The sequence below is a fragment of the Pseudomonas sp. AIG genome (genome assembly GCF_977020205.1).
On sequence record NZ_CDROCK010000047.1, the window covers coordinates 1 to 16,821 of the forward strand.

Annotated in this window: 17 protein-coding genes and 1 pseudogene; 7 read left to right on the plus strand and 11 right to left on the minus strand. The window is 58.3% G+C overall.

All coding sequences use genetic code 11. The annotated features are described in order from the left end of the window. The 3 genes from ACWR1S_RS23250 to ACWR1S_RS23260 form a co-directional block, all read left to right on the plus strand. A partial coding sequence (locus ACWR1S_RS23250; RefSeq protein WP_454565182.1) for a chlorhexidine efflux transporter occupies positions 1–122 on the plus strand: 122 nt, incomplete at its 5' end. A gap of 125 nt (positions 123–247) precedes the next feature. Then, positions 248–1,672: an MFS transporter gene (locus ACWR1S_RS23255; RefSeq protein WP_454565153.1), complete on the plus strand. Its 1,425-nt coding sequence runs from the start codon at positions 248–250 to the stop codon at positions 1,670–1,672. Positions 1,673–1,826: 154 nt separating this feature from the next. Further along, on the plus strand, positions 1,827–2,372 hold the full coding sequence (locus ACWR1S_RS23260) for a hypothetical protein (protein ID WP_454565154.1): 546 nt from the start codon (positions 1,827–1,829) through the stop codon (positions 2,370–2,372). A gap of 128 nt (positions 2,373–2,500) precedes the next feature. On the opposite strand, the gene ACWR1S_RS23265 is transcribed toward ACWR1S_RS23260, so the two are convergent. The 6 genes and pseudogenes from ACWR1S_RS23265 to ACWR1S_RS23290 all read right to left on the minus strand — a co-directional run bounded on the left by ACWR1S_RS23265 (position 2,501) and on the right by ACWR1S_RS23290 (position 7,986). Next, on the minus strand, positions 2,501–3,040 hold the full coding sequence (locus ACWR1S_RS23265) for a methyl-accepting chemotaxis protein (protein ID WP_224789345.1): 540 nt from the start codon (positions 3,038–3,040) through the stop codon (positions 2,501–2,503). Between the two features lie 3 nt (positions 3,041–3,043). Next, positions 3,044–3,820 (minus strand): annotated as a pseudogene (locus tag ACWR1S_RS23270) (PAS domain-containing protein); the annotation flags it as partial. A gap of 567 nt (positions 3,821–4,387) precedes the next feature. After that, entirely contained in the window at positions 4,388–5,401 is a 1,014-nt protein-coding gene (locus tag ACWR1S_RS23275; protein ID WP_454565155.1) for an ABC transporter substrate-binding protein, read from the minus strand. Beyond that, positions 5,398–5,925, minus strand: a complete 528-nt coding sequence (locus ACWR1S_RS23280) for a sigma-70 family RNA polymerase sigma factor (RefSeq protein ID WP_454565156.1) — start codon at positions 5,923–5,925, stop codon at positions 5,398–5,400. The genes ACWR1S_RS23275 and ACWR1S_RS23280 overlap by 4 nt, the downstream gene beginning before the upstream one ends. A 187-nt stretch (positions 5,926–6,112) precedes the next feature. After that, positions 6,113–6,904: a phosphate/phosphite/phosphonate ABC transporter substrate-binding protein gene (locus ACWR1S_RS23285; protein WP_454565157.1), complete on the minus strand. Its 792-nt coding sequence runs from the start codon at positions 6,902–6,904 to the stop codon at positions 6,113–6,115. Positions 6,905–7,044: 140 nt separating this feature from the next. Continuing rightward, positions 7,045–7,986 carry a fatty acid desaturase gene (locus ACWR1S_RS23290; protein ID WP_454565158.1) on the minus strand — a complete coding sequence of 314 codons (942 nt, stop codon included), beginning with the start codon at positions 7,984–7,986 and terminating at the stop codon, positions 7,045–7,047. 325 nt (positions 7,987–8,311) lie between these two features. Here ACWR1S_RS23290 and ACWR1S_RS23295 point away from each other — a divergent pair, with 325 nt between their 5' ends. Continuing rightward, positions 8,312–8,719 (plus strand): GNAT family N-acetyltransferase, encoded by a 408-nt coding sequence (locus ACWR1S_RS23295; protein WP_454565159.1) that lies wholly within the window; start codon positions 8,312–8,314, stop codon positions 8,717–8,719. 81 nt (positions 8,720–8,800) lie between these two features. Here ACWR1S_RS23295 and def read toward each other — a convergent pair whose 3' ends face one another. The 3 genes from def to ACWR1S_RS23310 form a co-directional block, all read right to left on the minus strand. Beyond that, entirely contained in the window at positions 8,801–9,340 is a 540-nt protein-coding gene (def, locus tag ACWR1S_RS23300; RefSeq protein ID WP_454565160.1) for a peptide deformylase, read from the minus strand. Between the two features lie 2 nt (positions 9,341–9,342). Further along, positions 9,343–10,293 (minus strand): YihY/virulence factor BrkB family protein, encoded by a 951-nt coding sequence (locus tag ACWR1S_RS23305; RefSeq protein ID WP_077574243.1) that lies wholly within the window; start codon positions 10,291–10,293, stop codon positions 9,343–9,345. A gap of 164 nt (positions 10,294–10,457) precedes the next feature. Continuing rightward, positions 10,458–10,649, minus strand: coding sequence for a CsbD family protein (locus ACWR1S_RS23310; RefSeq protein ID WP_003227408.1), 192 nt, complete (start codon positions 10,647–10,649; stop codon positions 10,458–10,460). A 198-nt stretch (positions 10,650–10,847) separates the two neighbouring features. Here ACWR1S_RS23310 and ACWR1S_RS23315 point away from each other — a divergent pair, with 198 nt between their 5' ends. Next, entirely contained in the window at positions 10,848–11,225 is a 378-nt protein-coding gene (locus tag ACWR1S_RS23315) for a hypothetical protein (RefSeq protein ID WP_007917843.1), read from the plus strand. Positions 11,226–11,412: 187 nt separating this feature from the next. Here ACWR1S_RS23315 and fadD1 read toward each other — a convergent pair whose 3' ends face one another. Both fadD1 and fadD2 read right to left on the minus strand, forming a co-directional pair. Beyond that, complete coding sequence (gene fadD1 / locus ACWR1S_RS23320; protein WP_007917844.1) at positions 11,413–13,110, minus strand: long-chain-fatty-acid--CoA ligase FadD1; 1,698 nt, start codon at positions 13,108–13,110, stop codon at positions 11,413–11,415. Between the two features lie 356 nt (positions 13,111–13,466). Further along, the gene (gene fadD2 / locus ACWR1S_RS23325) at positions 13,467–15,155 is read right to left on the minus strand and encodes a long-chain-fatty-acid--CoA ligase FadD2 (protein WP_454565161.1); all 1,689 of its coding nucleotides are present in this window, start codon (positions 15,153–15,155) and stop codon (positions 13,467–13,469) included. A gap of 200 nt (positions 15,156–15,355) precedes the next feature. On the opposite strand from fadD2, the gene ACWR1S_RS23330 reads away from it, so the two are divergent. Both ACWR1S_RS23330 and ACWR1S_RS23335 read left to right on the plus strand, forming a co-directional pair. After that, positions 15,356–16,300, plus strand: a complete 945-nt coding sequence (locus tag ACWR1S_RS23330; RefSeq protein ID WP_454565162.1) for an alpha/beta hydrolase — start codon at positions 15,356–15,358, stop codon at positions 16,298–16,300. 42 nt (positions 16,301–16,342) lie between these two features. Continuing rightward, positions 16,343–16,813 (plus strand): MaoC family dehydratase, encoded by a 471-nt coding sequence (locus tag ACWR1S_RS23335; RefSeq protein ID WP_003227420.1) that lies wholly within the window; start codon positions 16,343–16,345, stop codon positions 16,811–16,813. The last annotated feature ends 8 nt before the right edge of the window (positions 16,814–16,821 follow it).

Here is a 16,821-nt window from a genome sequence, read left to right on the forward strand (position 1 = left end):
TTCTGCTGGATCTGGCGTTGATCATTTTCATTCCGTGCTACACGTTTGCCTTCAATTGGTTGTTCGACCGGATCTTCGGCTTGCCAGCCTCTGCGCTACCAGATTCGGCGGCTGCGGCATAAATCGTTAATTCGTAAGCAGATATTGCGAGAAATCAGCGGTTTACCCGGATAAACCGCCGATATTCACAACCCGTGAACTCCGATAGCAGGCTAAGCTTTTCCATCAATAAAAAATGGATCAGCCCATGACTGCACACGCCCCCGCCGCCGCGCAAAGCGACGGCATCGACCCGATCCGCGCCGCCCACGTATCCGCCCGCATCGATCGCCTTCCGGCGGTCGCGACGATTTGGCGCTTGGTGGCGCTGCTGTCGATCGGTGGCTTCTTCGAACTCTACGACCTGTTCCAGACCGCCTACATCAGCCCCGGGCTGATTCGCGACGGCATCTTTGCCACCGGCAATCAGGGTGTGTTCGGTTTCTCCGATCAAGCGGCGTTTGCTTCGGCGACATTCCTCGGTCTGTTCCTCGGTGCCAGCCTGCTCAGCCCGTTGGCCGATCGCTTTGGCCGCCGCGCAATCTTCACTTTCGCCCTGGTCTGGTACACGGTGGCGACGGTGTTGATGGGCATTCAGAGTTCGGCGCTGGGCATCATTTGCATGCGCTTTCTGGTCGGCATCGGCTTGGGCATAGAGTTGGTGACCATCGACGCCTACCTCTCGGAACTGGTGCCCAAACGCATGCGCAGCTCGGCGTTTGCCTTCGCGTTTTTCGTGCAGTTCCTGTCGGTGCCGGCGGTGGCGCTGATGTCATGGTGGCTGGTGCCGCAAGCGCCGTTCGGGGTGTCCGGCTGGCGTTGGGTGGTGTTGGCCAGCGCGGTGTTTGCGCTGTTTATCTGGTGGCTGCGCAAGCGTCTGCCAGAGTCGCCGCGCTGGCTCGCGCAGCATGGTCGCTTTGATGAGGCCAAGCGGATTCTCGATGGCATCGAAGCACGGTGCGAAAAGGATCACGGCAAACCCTTGGATACGCCGGAAACCGTAGCGGTCGACGTCGAGGGCAAGGGCCGCTTCGCCGACATCTGGCAGCCGCCGTATCGTCGTCGCGCGCTGATGTTGATCGTCTTCCACATCTTTCAGGCGATCGGTTTCTTCGGCTTCGGCAACTGGCTGCCGGCGCTGCTGTCCGGTCAGGGTGTCAGCGTCACCCACAGTTTGATGTACGCGTTCATCATCACCCTCGCCTACCCGCTCGGGCCGCTGCTGTTCGTGAAATTCGCCAACCGTTTCGAGAACAAATGGCAGATCGTCGGTTCAGCCCTCGGCGCGATGACCTTCGGCACCTTGTTCGCCCTGCAGACCAGCGCCTTCGGGCTGATCTTCTGCGGGGTGATGATCACGTTCTGCAACGCCTGGCTGAGCTTCAGTTATCACTCGTACCAGAGCGAACTGTTCCCGACCAACATCCGCGCGCGGGCGGTGGGTTTCTGCTATTCGTTCAGTCGCTTGTCGACGGTGTTCAGCAGTTTGTTGATCGGGATGTTCCTGGATAATTTCGGCACGCCGGGTGTGTTGGCATTCATCGTCAGCAGTATGCTCATCGTGATGCTGACCATCGGCTGGTTCGGCCCGCGCACACGCAATCTGGCCCTGGAGAACATTGCCCATCGCTGAGGGAGCAACGGTCATCCTCTGCCGCTTTTCGGCAAGGGATGACCGCTGGAAGATTTCTGTCGCTGGCCACCCCGTTGAAATCAAAGGGTTCACCTGACAGGCACGGTAATTGCTCCACTACAACAGTCTGCAATTACCTACAGGTCCAATCATCATGTTGGTCAGTGCCAAACAACAGCCAATCATTCACCTGCCCAAAGCGCTGAATGACGATGCCACCACCACGGCCGCCGCCGGTCTGCAGGGTGGTCTGCACGGCGCCATGCTGCAAACCCTGCAAAACCAGACCCAGGCGCAAACCGCTGAAGCCACCGCCAAGGTGCAGGACTCGGCCACGCAGATCGCCACCCAGCAAGTCAGCGAAGCCACGCGCATCAGCGACAACGTCGACGAAGCGTTCGCCAAGACCCGCGTGAACCTGCAAGCCACCGATGCCACCACGGCCTCGGCAACATCCGCCACCGATGAATTCAAGGACTACATGAGCAAGACGCCGGAACAGCGTCTGCGCGACAGTATCCTGCAGTCGATGGGGCTGACCGAAGACGACATCAAAGCCATGCCGCCGGAGAAACAACTGGCCGTCGGCAAGGAGATCGCCGAGCGCTTGCAGGACAAGATGAAGTTGGCGCAGGCTGAGAAAGACAACGATGTGAAGGACAGCGACAAGCAGGCGGACAAGTTTCTCGCTGCGCTGTGATCTCGGGTCTAAATGAAAATCCCTTGTAGGAGTGAGCCTGCTCGCGATTGCGGCTAGTCAGTCACCGAAGATGTCACTGATATACCGCTATCGCGAGCAGGCTCACTCCTACAGGTTTGGCTGCGTTTTCAGTTCAGTTGCAGGGTTTCGTTGAACTGGCTGATCGCATCCACTACATGCCGCGATCCCTGCTGAATTTCCAGAATCACCTCCCCTGCCTCGTTCGCCAGCTCAACCCCGAGCCCGGTGCGACTCAAACTCGACTGCATGCTCGACACCGCGCTCAGTGACAGGTCGTGGTTCTTGCGTACCACATCGACAATTTCCAGGGTCGCCTGACTCGTCCTTGCCGCGAGGCTGCGCACCTCATCCGCCACCACCGCAAATCCGCGCCCGTGCTCCCCGGCCCGCGCCGCTTCAATCGCAGCGTTGAGCGCCAGCAGGTTGGTCTGATCGGCAATGCCACGAATGGTCTGGACGATGGTGCCGATGATGTCCGACTGCTTGCTCACCGCATCGATACTCGCTGCGGCTTCGTTGAGGTCGCGGGAAATGTCCTGAATGATCTGCACCGTTTGCTGCACGACTTGTGAACCTTTTTGCGCGCAGGCGTCGTTTTGTACCGAGGTGCTGTGGGCCGATTCGGCAGCGTTCTGCAACGTGGTCATTTGATGGGTAATGTCGCTGGCGAACTTGACCACTTTGTACAGCCGGCCTTTGGCATCGAATAACGGGTTGTAAGACGCTTCGAGATAAACCATCTGCCCGGATTTATTCTTGCGTTCGAAACGGTGCGAGTGATATTCGCCGCGATTGAGTGAGGCCCAGAATGCCTTGTACTGCGCAGACTCGGCTTCGGCACGATGGCAGAACAGGCTGTGGTGATGGCCAACGATTTCGTTGAGCGAGTACTGCATGGTTTGCAGAAAGTTGTCGTTGGCGGTGATGACATTGCCTTCGGGCGTGAACTCGATTACTGCCATGGAGCGACTGATCGCTGCCAACATGCTTTCTTCTTCGTGTTCTTTGTTCACCCGAGCGGTGATGTCGGCGGCCACTTTGATCACACTTCTGACTTGCTTGTCCGGGCCATACACGGGCATGTAACTGGCTTCGAGCCAGACTTCCTTGCCAGCCTTGTTCAAGCGCAGAAAAGTGCCGCTGATCGGCTCACCGCGGGCCAGGTCGCGCCACAACTTTGCGTATTCCTCACTGCGGTAAAACACCTCTTCACAAAAAATCCGATGGTGTTTGCCGCGTACTTCATCGGCGCTGTAGCCCATGGTCTTGCAGAAGTTTTCATTGGCATCCAGAACGATGCCGTCAGGGCTGAACTCGATCATTGCCATTGAACGGCTGATGGCGGCCAACTTGGCGTTGGCTTCGGTCAGGGCACAGCTGAATCGCTCGATTTCCTGCAGGTCAGCCTTGTGATGTAGGTTGAACATGGTTGTATCACCTTCCGCGCGGACTTTTGATTTGATGAAAGTTCAGTTCTTTCAAGATCCACCACTACGTTCCACAGAACAGGCACACGCATTCCTCCACGGGAGGAAGTTGTCAGGTGATAAATGATGATCAATCGGAGCGTCCATGCAGCGACGCTCTAATCAAGACATCCTTCTCTTGATAGCCCGCACGCGGGCCAGCCCTAACGCGTTGAAGAACTTCCATGTAAGCGACGCTCCTTGTTGGTTCAGTGTCGGTGCCTTGGCTTGCGCACTCTGGCAGCATGAATTCACGGACTAACGCTGTACAACCAGCCTGTTTTGACATGACGTGTCGACATAGTTAGTTACAGGAAGCATAGCCAGCGGCAAGCCTTGCGCAAGGCCACTAGTCGGCCAGTATCTGGCACTTTTTGCACAAGAAACGGTTCAGCGCGGGGAGAATTGTTGGCGGGGCGGACGTTTTCGCGAGCAAGTTAGCTCCCATAGGAGAAACGCATTCTAATGTGGGAGCGAGCCTGCTCGCGAAGGCGACATAAGAAGCACTGCAAAAACAACAGAAACGACTTACAGACTTCCAGTCACTTTGGTCGCCACCTCAGCAGGCACCCAAGGCTTCCAGACCTGCGGCTGATCACGCAAAAACGCCTCAGCCACCACTCTCGGCTGCAAACGTTTTTCGCTCATCCCGGCCAGGGTCTGGTTCAACAGATCAATCGGCAAATCGACCTTTTCAAAGAACGTCACCAGCTCCGGATACTGCGCCTTGAACGGCGCCGACACGCCAATCGCCAGGCTCGCCGGCATCGACCGGGTGCCTTTGGGATTGGGGTTGTTGGCATCGGCCAGGGTCTTCCAGGCCTCGGCATCGAACGGTGGCTCATCCAGTTTGACCAGTTTGAATCGCCCCAGCAGCGGCGTCGGTGACCAGTAGTAGAACAGCACCGGTTTACCGCGTTTGATCGACGACGCCACCTCGGCATCCAGCGCCGCGCCGGAACCGGTGCGGAAGTTGACGAAGCTGTCATTCAACGCATAAGCCTTGAGCTTCTGGCTGTTGACGATTTCCGAGGTCCAGCCAGTCGGGCTGTTGAGGAAACGCCCGCGAGACGGGTCTTCCGGGTCGCGGAACACGTCTTTGTAGCGCGGCAGGTCCGCCACCGATTTCAACTCCGGCGCCAACGCTTTGATGCCGCGCTCCGGGTCGCCCTTGATCACATATTCCGGCACCCACCAGCCTTCGGTCGCGCCTTTGACCGTGTCGCCGAGGCCAAACACCTTGCCCTCGGCAGCGGCCTTGACCCAGGCCGGACTGCGCCCGGCCCATTCTTCGCCGATCACCTGAATATCGTTTTTCGCCAGCGCCGCTTCGAGGCTGACCGTGCTGCCCGGCAGTGTATCGGTCGGGTAGCCGTAGCCTTTCTCAACGATCAGGCGCAGCACTTCGGTGATGAAACTGCCGCTTTCCCAAGTGATGTCACCGAAGTGGATCGGCGCGGTTTTCTCCGCCGCCGAGACAACGCCAACGCTCAGGCTCAGGGCCAGCAGCGACGTGCCGAGCAGGGTTTTGATCGATCTCATGCAGACCTCTTGTCTTCCAGGAATTGGTTGGCACTGTGGCGATCGCACAGCGCTTGGGAACGGCTCATGTAGACGCTGACCGAACGCTGGGAGATGCCCAGTTCGGCGGCGATTTGCGGGTAGGTCAGGCCGTCGATGCGAGCGAGCAGAAACGTCGTGCGGACCTTGCCGGGCAGACGCTGCAAGCTGTGATCGAGGCGGTTGAGGGTTTGCGACAGGTGGACGAGGTCTTCAGGCGAGGCGGCGTAATCGACATCAAGCTGCTGGCGATGGCGACGCTCCAGATCACTGCGTCGCCAGCGCTGATACAGCAAGCGTTGGGCGATAGTCGTCAACAAGGCTCGGGGTTCGCGAATGGCCCTCAGCGCCGGGGCTTCGAGCAGTTGGGCGAAGGTTTCGGCGGCGATGTCTTCGCTGCTGGCAGTGTCATGCAAATGGCCACGCAGGTAAGCACAGAGCCAGCGGTAGTGGGCGCGGAACAGACCTTCCACGGTGTGGCGATGGCAAAGCTCGGCGCCGGACATAGGGGCTCCTGGGTTAGGGGTCGCTGAATGTCCGGTGTTCCGGTGGCGCGATCGTAGCAAGGCGCCTTATTCGTTAAAAATACTTAAATTTCATTTTTATATTCTATTTTGAAATATAAAAACAAAAGATCGCAGCCTTCGGCAGCTCCTACACCGATCCCCTGGAGCTGCCGAAGGCCGCGATCTTTTAGCGCAAGCGGCCATAGCCAAATTCTTCAGCCTCACGCTGATAGTCGAGGAGGATCTGATAATCGCTCTCGCTAGCCGCAAGCACCTCAGGCAATCCCAAGGTCTCCACGACATCAGGGAGTTCGCGCAAGGTTTCATTCATTACCTGTCGGAGCTGCTCGATCTGCTCATCCGTAGCGCTACCGACGGTAATGAACGGCAGGGTCGGGCTCAGGGCACTGCGCGCGACCACCCGCAAGGCACGGACTTCTTCCGGCGCATATTGCGCCAGATAGGCGTAGGTGACGCTGTCGATGGCGGCCAGATCGGCGCAGTTTTCGCGCAGCCAACGCAGGCTCTCGCGATGGCCGCCGCTGATGCCGACCGAGGCAAAGAATTGACCGTCCTGATTCAGTGGCGCCAAGCGCTGACGCAGCAGGTTCATGCCACTGTTGGAGTCCTCACTGTTGATCACCCCGCGACTGTCGCGCAACTCCGTCAGCGTTTTACGTGGGTCGTCAGCGCGGCCGAGGATCAGGCTGCAATGATTGCCGGCGCTGGCGTCGGGGAGTTCGTAACGGGGCCGGCCGACGATGCGCACTTGCCCGCGCAATGCAGTCATCAGCGGATAGCCGCAGGTTTGTGTGAGCAGTAGATCGGGGGATAGCCAGAGCTCGGGTAAAGAAAGCTTTTTCGCATCAAGCCGCGACCGCCCCAAGCGTTCGAGAATGCGCGCAATCCAGCGCTCATTGGCCACGCGGATCGGCTCGGGGGCGACGTACATCAGGAGTTCGGTGTGGTGTTGGGTCATACACATTTTTCCCGAGTTACAAATAGCCAATGTAGGAGTGAGCCTGCTCGCGATAGCGGTGCATCAGTGACAACTTCGCTGCCTGACACACCGCTATCGCGAGCAGGCTCACTCCTACAGGGGTTTGTGGTGTTCTTGGGTTAGAGGTAAGGATGCTCGGGACTGTCGATTGGCTTCAAGCCATGGCGTCGCCAGAATTCGCCATACCCCTGAACGAGAAATCCGCCACTGCGCGCGATCCATTGCTCGCGATGCATCCGGTAAACCGTCGGCAAGTCGTACCACGAGAGCTTCGGCAAGTCGTGATGCACCAGATGAAAATTCAGATTCAGGAACAACCAGCGCCATGGCCAACCCGCTTCGTTCAACACCGTGCGCTGTTCCGGTTGCGTATGCGGGCGATGTTCGTAGTAGGAGCGGATCATTGCGATCGACAGCGCCGGCACGCTGATCAGCAGCAGGTAATGCCAGACCGGCAGCACGCTGAAACGGGCAACAAACCACAGCATCAACAATGTAAGCGCACCATGCGTCAGCCACATCAGCCAGGCCTGGCGCTGACCATTCTTCAGCCGCAGCAACTCTTCTTTGGCCAGCGCCAGCAACGCCAGCGGCGCGCCTATCAAGAAGCGTCCGAGCACGGTTTTGTTCAACCAGTGCAAGCTGCGTTCAAACAGCGAACTGCCCTGCCAGCCCGCGCGGGTCAAATAACGGCTTTCCGGATCGATGCCGGGCACGGTCAGATCCTCATCGCGGTGATGCAGCAAATGACTGTCGCGATACAACGTGTACGGATACCACACGGCAAACGGCGCGTAGCCAAGGATCTTGTTGAAGCGCACCCAGCGTGTCGGATGCCCGTGCAGCAACTCGTGCTGCACCGACAGCCACAACACCAGCAGCGGAATCAGCAGCAACGTGCTCAAGGCACGACCCAGCCAGGGACTGTTGAGCACAATGGCGAACCAGCCGCCGTAGACGCCGATCAGCAACAGCCAGGTCGGCCATTCGGTGCGGGCAGTGAAGCGTTGGCGCAGGGTTTTGATCTGCTGTCGATGGGCGGCGTCAAAGTAATGGGACATGGCATTGCTCGGAACGGGATTCTTCCCCTTCTGTGCAACGACCATGGGCAATCTTGCAGATTATTTTCAGGTGCAGGCAGGAGCCCGAGAACCGGGCTCCGGAAAGGCGTGATCAGTGACCGAAGATGTCGACCTTTTTGGCTTTCTTCTCTGCGCGTTTTTCAATCGCGGTCTTGGCCGGTTTTTTCTTCGCGGCTTTTTTTGAATCCATACCTTTGGACATGATGCGTACTCCACTCACAGGGGATGTAGGCTCAGGTATACACCTATCCTGTTGCGCGCGTTCTTTTATAATCGCCGCTTTCAGCGCCGACAGTCCGATCCCATGCCCGACACCCAATACAGCCTGCTCGACGAGTCGTTATGGCCGTTGATGAACAAGTTTTACCGCAGCCACCAGTCCTCGATGAAAGCGGTTCGCGATGCGCAGCTGTGGGTCGCGCGGCGGGGAGAAATTGTTGCCGCGCTGTGCTTGCGGCCGGTCGCGGGCGGGCATTGGTTGACCGGGTTGTTCGTAGATCCGGGCTGTCGGGATCAGGGGCTCGCCGCGCAGTTGATTGCGGCGGCGGTGCAGGATGTGAGCGAGCCGGTGTGGCTGTTCTGTCATCCGGATTTGCGTGGTTTTTATGAGCGACGCGGGTTCACGTTCGACCCGGCGCTGCCGCAAGCGATGGCAGAGCGCTTGAGTCGGTATGCGCGGAGCAAGCCGATGATTGCGATGGAACTTGTTTAAAGATCAAAAGACCGCTGCCTTCGGCAGCTCCTACACCGATCCCTGTAGGAGCTGCCGAAGGCTGCGATCTTTTGATTCTGGTTAGTCGTCAGCGGTGGGATCGAGATCCGGGAACATCACTTCAGTAAAACCGAACTTAGTGAAGTCGGTGATGCGCGACGGGTACAACCGGCCAATCAGGTGATCGCATTCATGCTGCACAACGCGTGCGTGGAAACCTGAAGCGATGCGCACAACCGGTTCACCTTTCGGATCAAACCCTTCGTAGCGAATCTGCTGATAACGATCCACCGCACCGCGCAAACCCGGGACCGACAGACAGCCTTCAAAGCCCTCTTCCGTCAGCGGACTCAGCGGGGTGATCAACGGATTGATCAGGATCGTCTGCGGCACTGCTTCAGCGTCAGGGTAACGTTCGCTGTGTTCGAAACCAAAGATCACCAGTTGCAGATCGACACCGATCTGCGGCGCCGCCAGGCCGACGCCGCCGACGCTTTCCATGGTCTGGAACATGTCGTCGATCAGTTGCCACAGCTCGGGGCTGTCGAACATTTCGGCCGGCACGGGCGGGGCGATGCGCAGCAGGCGCTCGTCGCCCATTTTCAGAATTTCACGAATCATGATCAGACTTCGTCAGTGTCCGGCTTGAGCGAATGATCGCGCCCCAGGCCCGAGACGTGTTGTTTGGGATGTTCATCGAGTTCGCCGGGGACTTTCTCACCCGCATCCTTGCCCTCGCTGGACATGTGTTCGATCACCGCGTTCATTTCGGCGCCGAGCAACAGCACCGCCGCGGAAATGTAGAAGTACAGCAACAGCACGATGATCGCCCCGATGCTGCCATACATCGCGTTGTAGTTGGCGAAGGTTTTTACGTAAAACGCGAAGCCCAACGAGGCGATGATCCACACCACCACGGCCAATACCGAACCGGGTGTGATGAAGCGGAATTCCTGTTTGACGTCGGGCATGACGTAGTAGATCAGAGCCACCGCGACCATCATCAGAATCACGATCACCGGCCAGCGCGCGATGGTCCACACCGTGACGATGAAGTCTTCCAGCCCCACCTGCGCGGCAATCCAGCCCATGACCTGCGGCCCGAGCACCATCAGCGCGGCAGCCACCAGCAGCATGCCGGCAATGCCCACGGTGTAAACAATCGACAGCGGGAAACGCTTCCAGACCGGCCGGCCTTCGACCACGTCGTACGCGGCGTTCATCGCACTCATCATCAAGCGCACACCAGCGGAGGCGGTGTACAGGGCAATAACAATACCGACGGAAAGCAGCCCACCCTTGGACTGCTGCAGTTGGTCAATCACCGGGTTGACCTGCTCCAGCGCCTGTGGCGGCAGGACCAGTTCCGATTGCAGGCGCAGCCAGGAGAAGAAGTCCGGCAGGTGCAGGAAACCGATCAGGGCAATCAGAAACAGAATGAACGGGAACAGCGAGAACAGCATCTGGTAGGCCAGTGCCGAGGCGTAGGTCGACATCTCGTCGTCGACGAATTCAGTGACCGTGCGCACCATTACCCGATGCAGGGGCAGACCTTTCATGTCCGGGAAAATCATTCGCGTCTCCTTTCGCCGCAATACAGGTTGAAGTCGTGGCGACTCAGGGGCCGTTTTTTACATCAAGGTAGCCTGTTTGGCGAACCTTGCTCGGTGTCAGCAGGATTTCGACACAAAAACGGCCATCCTTGGATGGCCGTTCGTGTCTTTCGTTCAAGGCTGAATTACGCCTTGTCGACGCCTTTCTTGATAGCGTCTTTGGCTTTGCCGACCGCTTGCTGGGCCTCGCCTTTTTTCTCTTGAACTTTGCCTTCGGCTTGCAGCTTGGTGTTGTCGGTGGCTTTGCCGACGCCTTGCTTGACGTTGCCGACCGCTTCGTTGGCCATGCCTTTTACTTTATCGCCTGTGCTACTCATGGTGTTTCTCCTTGGTGCATTAAGGGGGAAAAGTCAGTACGTAATGATTGACTGGCCGGGTTTGCGCCAAGTTTCATTTATTTTCGGGGGTTCATTTCGTCGTGGCGTGCAGGTTGGGCTTTATGTTTGTGTGCGTAGCCCCGAGAATGCGCAACATATGGGCGCTGTGCGCCAATGAACCGATCCCGCAGGAATGTTATGAAACTCGATAAAACGCAGGCCATCGCCCGACGCAATAAGGAACTGGGCGGTGCCGTGCTCGGCACCAACAACTGCCACTTCGCCGAACTGAACCGTAACCGCAACATCTGGTGGTTCGACCTGCCAGTGTCGCGTCTGGCCATCGGTCAGTACGAGTGGATTCACCTGCTGATGCACACACCGGCCACCGACGAGTTGCTGCACCTGAAAGTGCCAACGGTGTTTTTGCGTGAAAAGCTTGAAGGGCTGGTGATTCGTAACGAGGGCAAGCGTAAAGCGGCGTTGAGCCTGGAATTAAGTGCGGACAAGGATTCGTATCTGCAGGACATGCGTCCGGCGGGGACTAACGTGAATTTTGCGCCGTTTCGTCAATAACAGAAAAGCTTCGCGAACAAGCCCGCTCCCACACTGATCGTTCCCACGCTCCGCGTGGGAATGCATCCAGGGACGCTCTGCGTCCCAGCAGTGCTGGACGCGGAGCGTCCGGGGCGGCATTCCCACGCAGAGCGTGGGAACGATCCCCTCACCAACAAAAAGCCCCGCATCTGCGGGGCTTCTTGTTTTAGGCGGCGGACTTGGCCTTGATCTTCTTCAGCTCTTCATCCCGCAGCTCGCGACGCAGGATCTTGCCGACGTTGGTGGTCGGCAGCGCATCGCGGAACTCCACCGAACGCGGCACCTTGTAGCCGGTGACGTTGGCGCGCATGTGCTCCATCACCGTTTCCTTGGTCAGCGTGACGCCCGGTTTGGCGACGATGAAAATCTTGATCGCCTCACCCGACTTCTCGTCCGGCACGCCGATGGCCGCGCACTGCAACACGCCGGGCAGGGTCGCCAGCACGTCTTCCAGTTCGTTCGGATAAACGTTGAAACCGGAGACCAGGATCATGTCTTTCTTGCGATCAACGATGCGCATGTAACCGTCCGGCTGGATCAGCGCGATATCGCCAGTTTTCAGCCAGCCTTCGCTGTCGAGCATTTCATCGGTGGCTTCCTGACGCTGCCAGTAGCCCTTCATCACCTGCGGGCCCTTGACGCACAGCTCGCCGATTTCACCCAGCGGCTGCTCGACACCGGCATCGTCGATGACTTTGCACAGGGTCGATGGCACCGGAATACCGATGGTGCCGATCTGGATGTTCTGGATCGGGTTGACCGTGGCCACCGGGCTGGTTTCGGTCATGCCGTAACCTTCGCAGATAGCGCAACCGGTGACCGCTTTCCAGCGCTCGGCAGCGGCCAGTTGCAGGGCCATGCCGCCGGACAAGGTGACTTTCAGCGCCGAGAAATCCAGCTTGCGGAAACCTTCGTTGTTGCACAGCGCCACGAACAGCGTGTTCAAGCCGACGAAACCGCTGAACTTCCACTTCGACAGTTCCTTGACCATCGCCGGCAGGTCGCGCGGGTTGCTGATCAGGATGTTGTGGTTGCCGATCAGCATCATCGCCATGCAATGAAAGGTGAACGCATAGATGTGGTACAGCGGCAGCGGCGTGATCAGGATCTCGCAACCTTCATTGAGGTTGGAACCCATCAGCGCTTTGCACTGCAGCATGTTGGCGACGAGATTGCGATGGGTCAGCATCGCGCCTTTGGCCACGCCGGTGGTGCCGCCGGTGTATTGCAGCACCGCCACGTCGCCGCTGTGCGGATTGGCTTCGGCCACAGGCTGGCCCTGGCCCTTGCTCAACACGTCGTTGAACTTGACGGCTTTCGGCAGATGATAGGCCGGCACCATCTTCTTCACGTACTTGATGACGCTGTTGATCAGCAGACGCTTGATCGGCGGCAACAGATCGGCGACTTCAGTGACGATCACGTGTTTGACGCCGGTTTTCGGCACCACGGCTTCGGCCAGGTGCGCCATGTTCGCCAGGCAAACAAGAGCTTTGGCGCCGGAGTCGTTGAATTGGTGTTCCATTTCCCGCGCGGTGTACAGCGGGTTGGTGTTGACCACGATCAGCCCGGCGCGAATCGCACCAAAGACGGCCACCGGGTACTGCAGAACGTTGGGCAGTTGCACGGCGATTCGATCGCCGGGCTGCAAATCGGTATGCTGTTGCAGATACGCGGCAAACGCACCGGACAATTCGTACAATTCACCGTAGGTGATTGTCTTGCCCAGGTTGCTGAAAGCCGGTTTGTTGGCGAAGCGTTGGCAGGATTGCTTCAACACTGCCTGAATGTTCGGATACTCGTCCGGATTGATGTCGGCAGCAATTCCAGCCGGGTATTTATCCTTCCAAAAGTCTTCGATCATGGAAGCCCACTCCTCAGCAACGCGAATTCTTCACCGCATTTGATGCGATTATTATTGGTGTGTGTTTGGTATTGGTGAATCTGGCTTTTACATAGGCCGAGAAGTCACAAAGCGCGCCGAGAGTAGCAGCTTTGCCAAGGGTCGACTAGAGCCAAAAGCGGCCCCTACAGTCACTATGATGACTCAAGACTATCTAGCAGTCATTTTAGAGCAAAAATCCTATAACACCTTGAAAGCCCCTGTTTTCGGGGACATAGGCCAAAAAAATTCGCGAGCAGGCTCGCTCCCACAAGGATCACATCTTTCCCTGTGGGAGCGAGCCTGCTCGCGAATGCGCGCAGCGCAGCCGTTGATTTTTACGCGATATCGCGCAACTCACGCCGCAGAATTTTCCCGACAGGCGTCATCGGCAATGACTCACGCAATACGATGTGTTTCGGCACCTTATACGCAGTGAAATTCTCTTTGCAGTAGGCCTTGAGCTCTTCGAGGCTGACCCCGGTTTCCCGCGCCACCACGAACAGCTTCACCGCCTCGCCCGAACGCTCGTCCGGCACGCCAATGACCGCGCAGTTGGCCACTTTCGGGTGAGCCATCACCACGTCTTCGATTTCATTCGGATAAACGTTGAAACCGGAGACGATGATCATGTCCTTCTTGCGATCGACGATGCGCACGAAACCGTCCGGATCGATCACCGCAATATCGCCGGATTTGAACCAGCCCTCGGCATCCAGCACTTCGGCCGTGGCCTCAGGTTTGTGCCAGTAGCCCTTCATGATCTGCGGGCCTTTGATGCACAGCTCGCCGCGTTCGCCCATAGCCAGCTCGACGCCATCGTCATTGATGACTTTCAGCAACGTGCCCGGCACCGGCAAGCCAACCGTGCCCAGCCGCGATTGATCGCCGTACGGGTTAGTGCAGGCCACCGGTGAGGTTTCGGTGAGGCCGTAACCTTCAGTGATGCGGCACCCGGTCATCTGCTCCCAACGCTCGGCGGTGGCCTTGACCAGCGCGGTGCCACCAGAGTTGGTGAGCTTCAGGCTGGAGAAATCGAGGGTCTTGAAATCCGCGTGATCCATCAACGCCACAAACAAGGTGTTCAAGCCCAGCAGCGCCGAGAAGCGCCAGTTCTTCAGCTCCTTGATGAAACCGGCAATATCGCGCGGGTTGGTGATCAGCACGTTGTGGTTGCCGGAAACCATCATGCACATGCAGTTCGCGGTGAAGGCATAGATGTGATAGAGCGGCAGCGGCGCGATCATCACTTCCTGGCCTTCGCGCAGCAGCGGCTGGCCGTCAGGGCCGAGCTGGGCGAGACAGGCGCGCACTTGCTGCATGTTCGCCACCAGATTGCCGTGGGTGAGCATCGCGCCCTTCGCCAGCCCGGTGGTGCCGCCGGTGTATTGCAGCACGGCGATATCGTCGAGGCTGACTTTCAGTGGCTTGATGCCCAGGCCGCGACCCATGCGCAGTGCGCTCTTGAAGGAGATCGCCTGCGGCAACGAATACGCCGGGACCATTTTCTTCACTTTGCTGACCACGGTGTTGACCAGCCAGCCCTTGGCGGTGGGCATCAGGTCGCCCATCTTCGCTTCGATCAGGTATTGAATGTCGGTGTCGGGCAGCACTTCCTGGACTTTCTGGCCGAACATGTTCAGATACACTAGTGCTCGTGCGCCGGAATCCTTGAACTGATGGCGCATCTCCCGCGCGGTATAGAGCGGGTTGGTGTTGACCACGATGAGCCCGGCACGCAGTGCACCGAACACGGCAATCGGATAATGCAGGACGTTGGGCATCTGCACGGCGATGCGATCCCCCGGCACCAGATCGGTATGCGCTTGCAGGTAACCGGCGAAGGCAGCGCTCTGGCGCTCCAGTTCGGCGTAGGTCAGGGTGATGCCCATGTTGCTGAACGCCGGGCGATCCGCGAACTTCTTGCAGGAACGCTCGAACACCTCGATCACCGACTTGAACTCACCCATGTCGATGTCCAGCGGTACGCCGGCCGGGCGTTTATCGTTCCAGAAATCAGGTTGCATTATTCTTGTCCTCTTTACCTGAGCCGATCCGGGGCCGCTTTCTGTCATTTCTGAAAAAGCGGAGCTTCACGGACACTAGCAGTTATGGCCATTGAGGCAAATATGGACAAAGCCGTCATTGATCGTGTGAATCTTCCTGCCGTGGCGTGGGCTGATCAGACGCGCTATACAATGATCCGACTCTGAGCAAAGGAAGCGCCATGATCCACGACACCCTATGGCTGGACGCGAGTGACCGCAGCCGCCTGTTCGTCAATCAATGGCTGCCGGCAGCGCCGTTGAAAGCGGTGATCCTGTTGGCCCACGGCATGGCCGAACACAGCGGCCGCTACGCGCGACTGGCCGACACGTTTTGCGACAAAGGATATGGCGTGTACGCCCCGGATTTGCGCGGACATGGCAAAACCGCCAATCACGGAACACTCGGCCACTTCGCCGATGACGACGGCTGGTGCAAAGTGCTCGGCGATCTGGCCAGCCTCAATCAGCACCTCGGCCAGCAGCACCCCGGCGTGCCGATCATCCTGCTGGGGCACAGCATGGGCAGCTACATCGCCCAAGGTTATTTGCTGCATCACAGCGCCAGTCTGCACGGGGCGATTCTCAGTGGTTCCAACTTTCAGCCTGTTGCGCTGTATCGCGCTGCGCGGCAAATCGCCCGTCTGGAAAAACTGCGTCAGGGTGGCAAGGGCCGCAGTGCGCTGATCGAATGGCTGTCGTTCGGCTCGTTCAATAACAAATTCAAACCGGCACGCACACCGTTCGACTGGTTGAGCCGCGATCCGGCCGAGGTTGACCTGTACGCCAACGACCCGCTGTGTGGCTTTCGCTGCACCAATCAACTTTGGATCGACCTGCTCGGCGGCTTGCAGCAGATCAGCAAAGCGTCCAATCTCGCGCAGATCGACCCGGGCCTGCCGCTGCTGGTAATCGGCGGCGAATGTGATCCGGTGAGTGAAGGCAAGCGTCTGACAGATCTGGCCAATGCGTTGCGCACGGCCGGCAGCCAGCACCTGCAACTGCAGATCTACCCGCAGGCGCGGCACGAATTGTTCAACGAAACCAACCGCGACGAAGTGATCGCGGATGTGCTGGCCTGGATCGATCAGGCCCTGAGCCATCCGCGCCCTCAGCGCAGCGAATAATATTTTGTGGATTCACTGAATCCGTCACAGGAATCGAGACCGATGACCCAGGTTACCAACATCCCTTACGAAGCCCTCGAAGTCGGCCAGACCGCCAGCTACAGCAAGACCGTCGAAGAGCGCGACATACAGCTGTTCGCCGCGATGTCGGGCGACCACAACCCGGTGCACCTGGACGCCGAGTTCGCTGCCGCCAGCATGTTCAAGGAGCGTATCGCCCACGGTATGTTCAGCGGTGCGCTGATCAGTGCCGCCGTTGCCTGCGAGCTGCCTGGGCCCGGCACTATTTATATCGGTCAGCAGATGAGCTTTCAGAAGCCGGTGAAGATCGGTGACACGCTGACCGTGCGCCTGGAAATTCTCGAGAAGCTACCGAAGTTTCGCGTGCGTATTGCGACGCGTGTGTTCAACCAGCGTGATGAGCTGGTGGTGGATGGTGAGGCTGAAATCCTCGCACCGCGCAAGCAGCAGACGGTGACGTTGCCGACTTTGCCGGCGATCAGCATTGGCTGATTGATTGG

What these genes read in the sequence shown, in the direction of transcription:
- ACWR1S_RS23255 (WP_454565153.1), top strand. Translation starts at nt 248, where the DNA reads ATGACTGCACACGCCCCCGCCGCCGCGCAAAGCGACGGCATCGACCCG.
- ACWR1S_RS23260 (WP_454565154.1), top strand. Translation starts at nt 1,827, where the DNA reads ATGTTGGTCAGTGCCAAACAACAGCCAATCATTCACCTGCCCAAAGCG.
- ACWR1S_RS23265 (WP_224789345.1), bottom strand. Translation starts at nt 3,040, where the DNA reads ATGACCACGTTGCAGAACGCTGCCGAATCGGCCCACAGCACCTCGGTA.
- ACWR1S_RS23275 (WP_454565155.1), bottom strand. Translation starts at nt 5,401, where the DNA reads ATGAGATCGATCAAAACCCTGCTCGGCACGTCGCTGCTGGCCCTGAGC.
- ACWR1S_RS23280 (WP_454565156.1), bottom strand. Translation starts at nt 5,925, where the DNA reads ATGTCCGGCGCCGAGCTTTGCCATCGCCACACCGTGGAAGGTCTGTTC.
- ACWR1S_RS23285 (WP_454565157.1), bottom strand. Translation starts at nt 6,904, where the DNA reads ATGACCCAACACCACACCGAACTCCTGATGTACGTCGCCCCCGAGCCG.
- ACWR1S_RS23290 (WP_454565158.1), bottom strand. Translation starts at nt 7,986, where the DNA reads ATGTCCCATTACTTTGACGCCGCCCATCGACAGCAGATCAAAACCCTG.
- ACWR1S_RS23295 (WP_454565159.1), top strand. Translation starts at nt 8,312, where the DNA reads ATGCCCGACACCCAATACAGCCTGCTCGACGAGTCGTTATGGCCGTTG.
- def (WP_454565160.1), bottom strand. Translation starts at nt 9,340, where the DNA reads ATGATTCGTGAAATTCTGAAAATGGGCGACGAGCGCCTGCTGCGCATC.
- ACWR1S_RS23305 (WP_077574243.1), bottom strand. Translation starts at nt 10,293, where the DNA reads ATGATTTTCCCGGACATGAAAGGTCTGCCCCTGCATCGGGTAATGGTG.
- ACWR1S_RS23310 (WP_003227408.1), bottom strand. Translation starts at nt 10,649, where the DNA reads ATGAGTAGCACAGGCGATAAAGTAAAAGGCATGGCCAACGAAGCGGTC.
- ACWR1S_RS23315 (WP_007917843.1), top strand. Translation starts at nt 10,848, where the DNA reads ATGAAACTCGATAAAACGCAGGCCATCGCCCGACGCAATAAGGAACTG.
- fadD1 (WP_007917844.1), bottom strand. Translation starts at nt 13,110, where the DNA reads ATGATCGAAGACTTTTGGAAGGATAAATACCCGGCTGGAATTGCTGCC.
- fadD2 (WP_454565161.1), bottom strand. Translation starts at nt 15,155, where the DNA reads ATGCAACCTGATTTCTGGAACGATAAACGCCCGGCCGGCGTACCGCTG.
- ACWR1S_RS23330 (WP_454565162.1), top strand. Translation starts at nt 15,356, where the DNA reads ATGATCCACGACACCCTATGGCTGGACGCGAGTGACCGCAGCCGCCTG.
- ACWR1S_RS23335 (WP_003227420.1), top strand. Translation starts at nt 16,343, where the DNA reads ATGACCCAGGTTACCAACATCCCTTACGAAGCCCTCGAAGTCGGCCAG.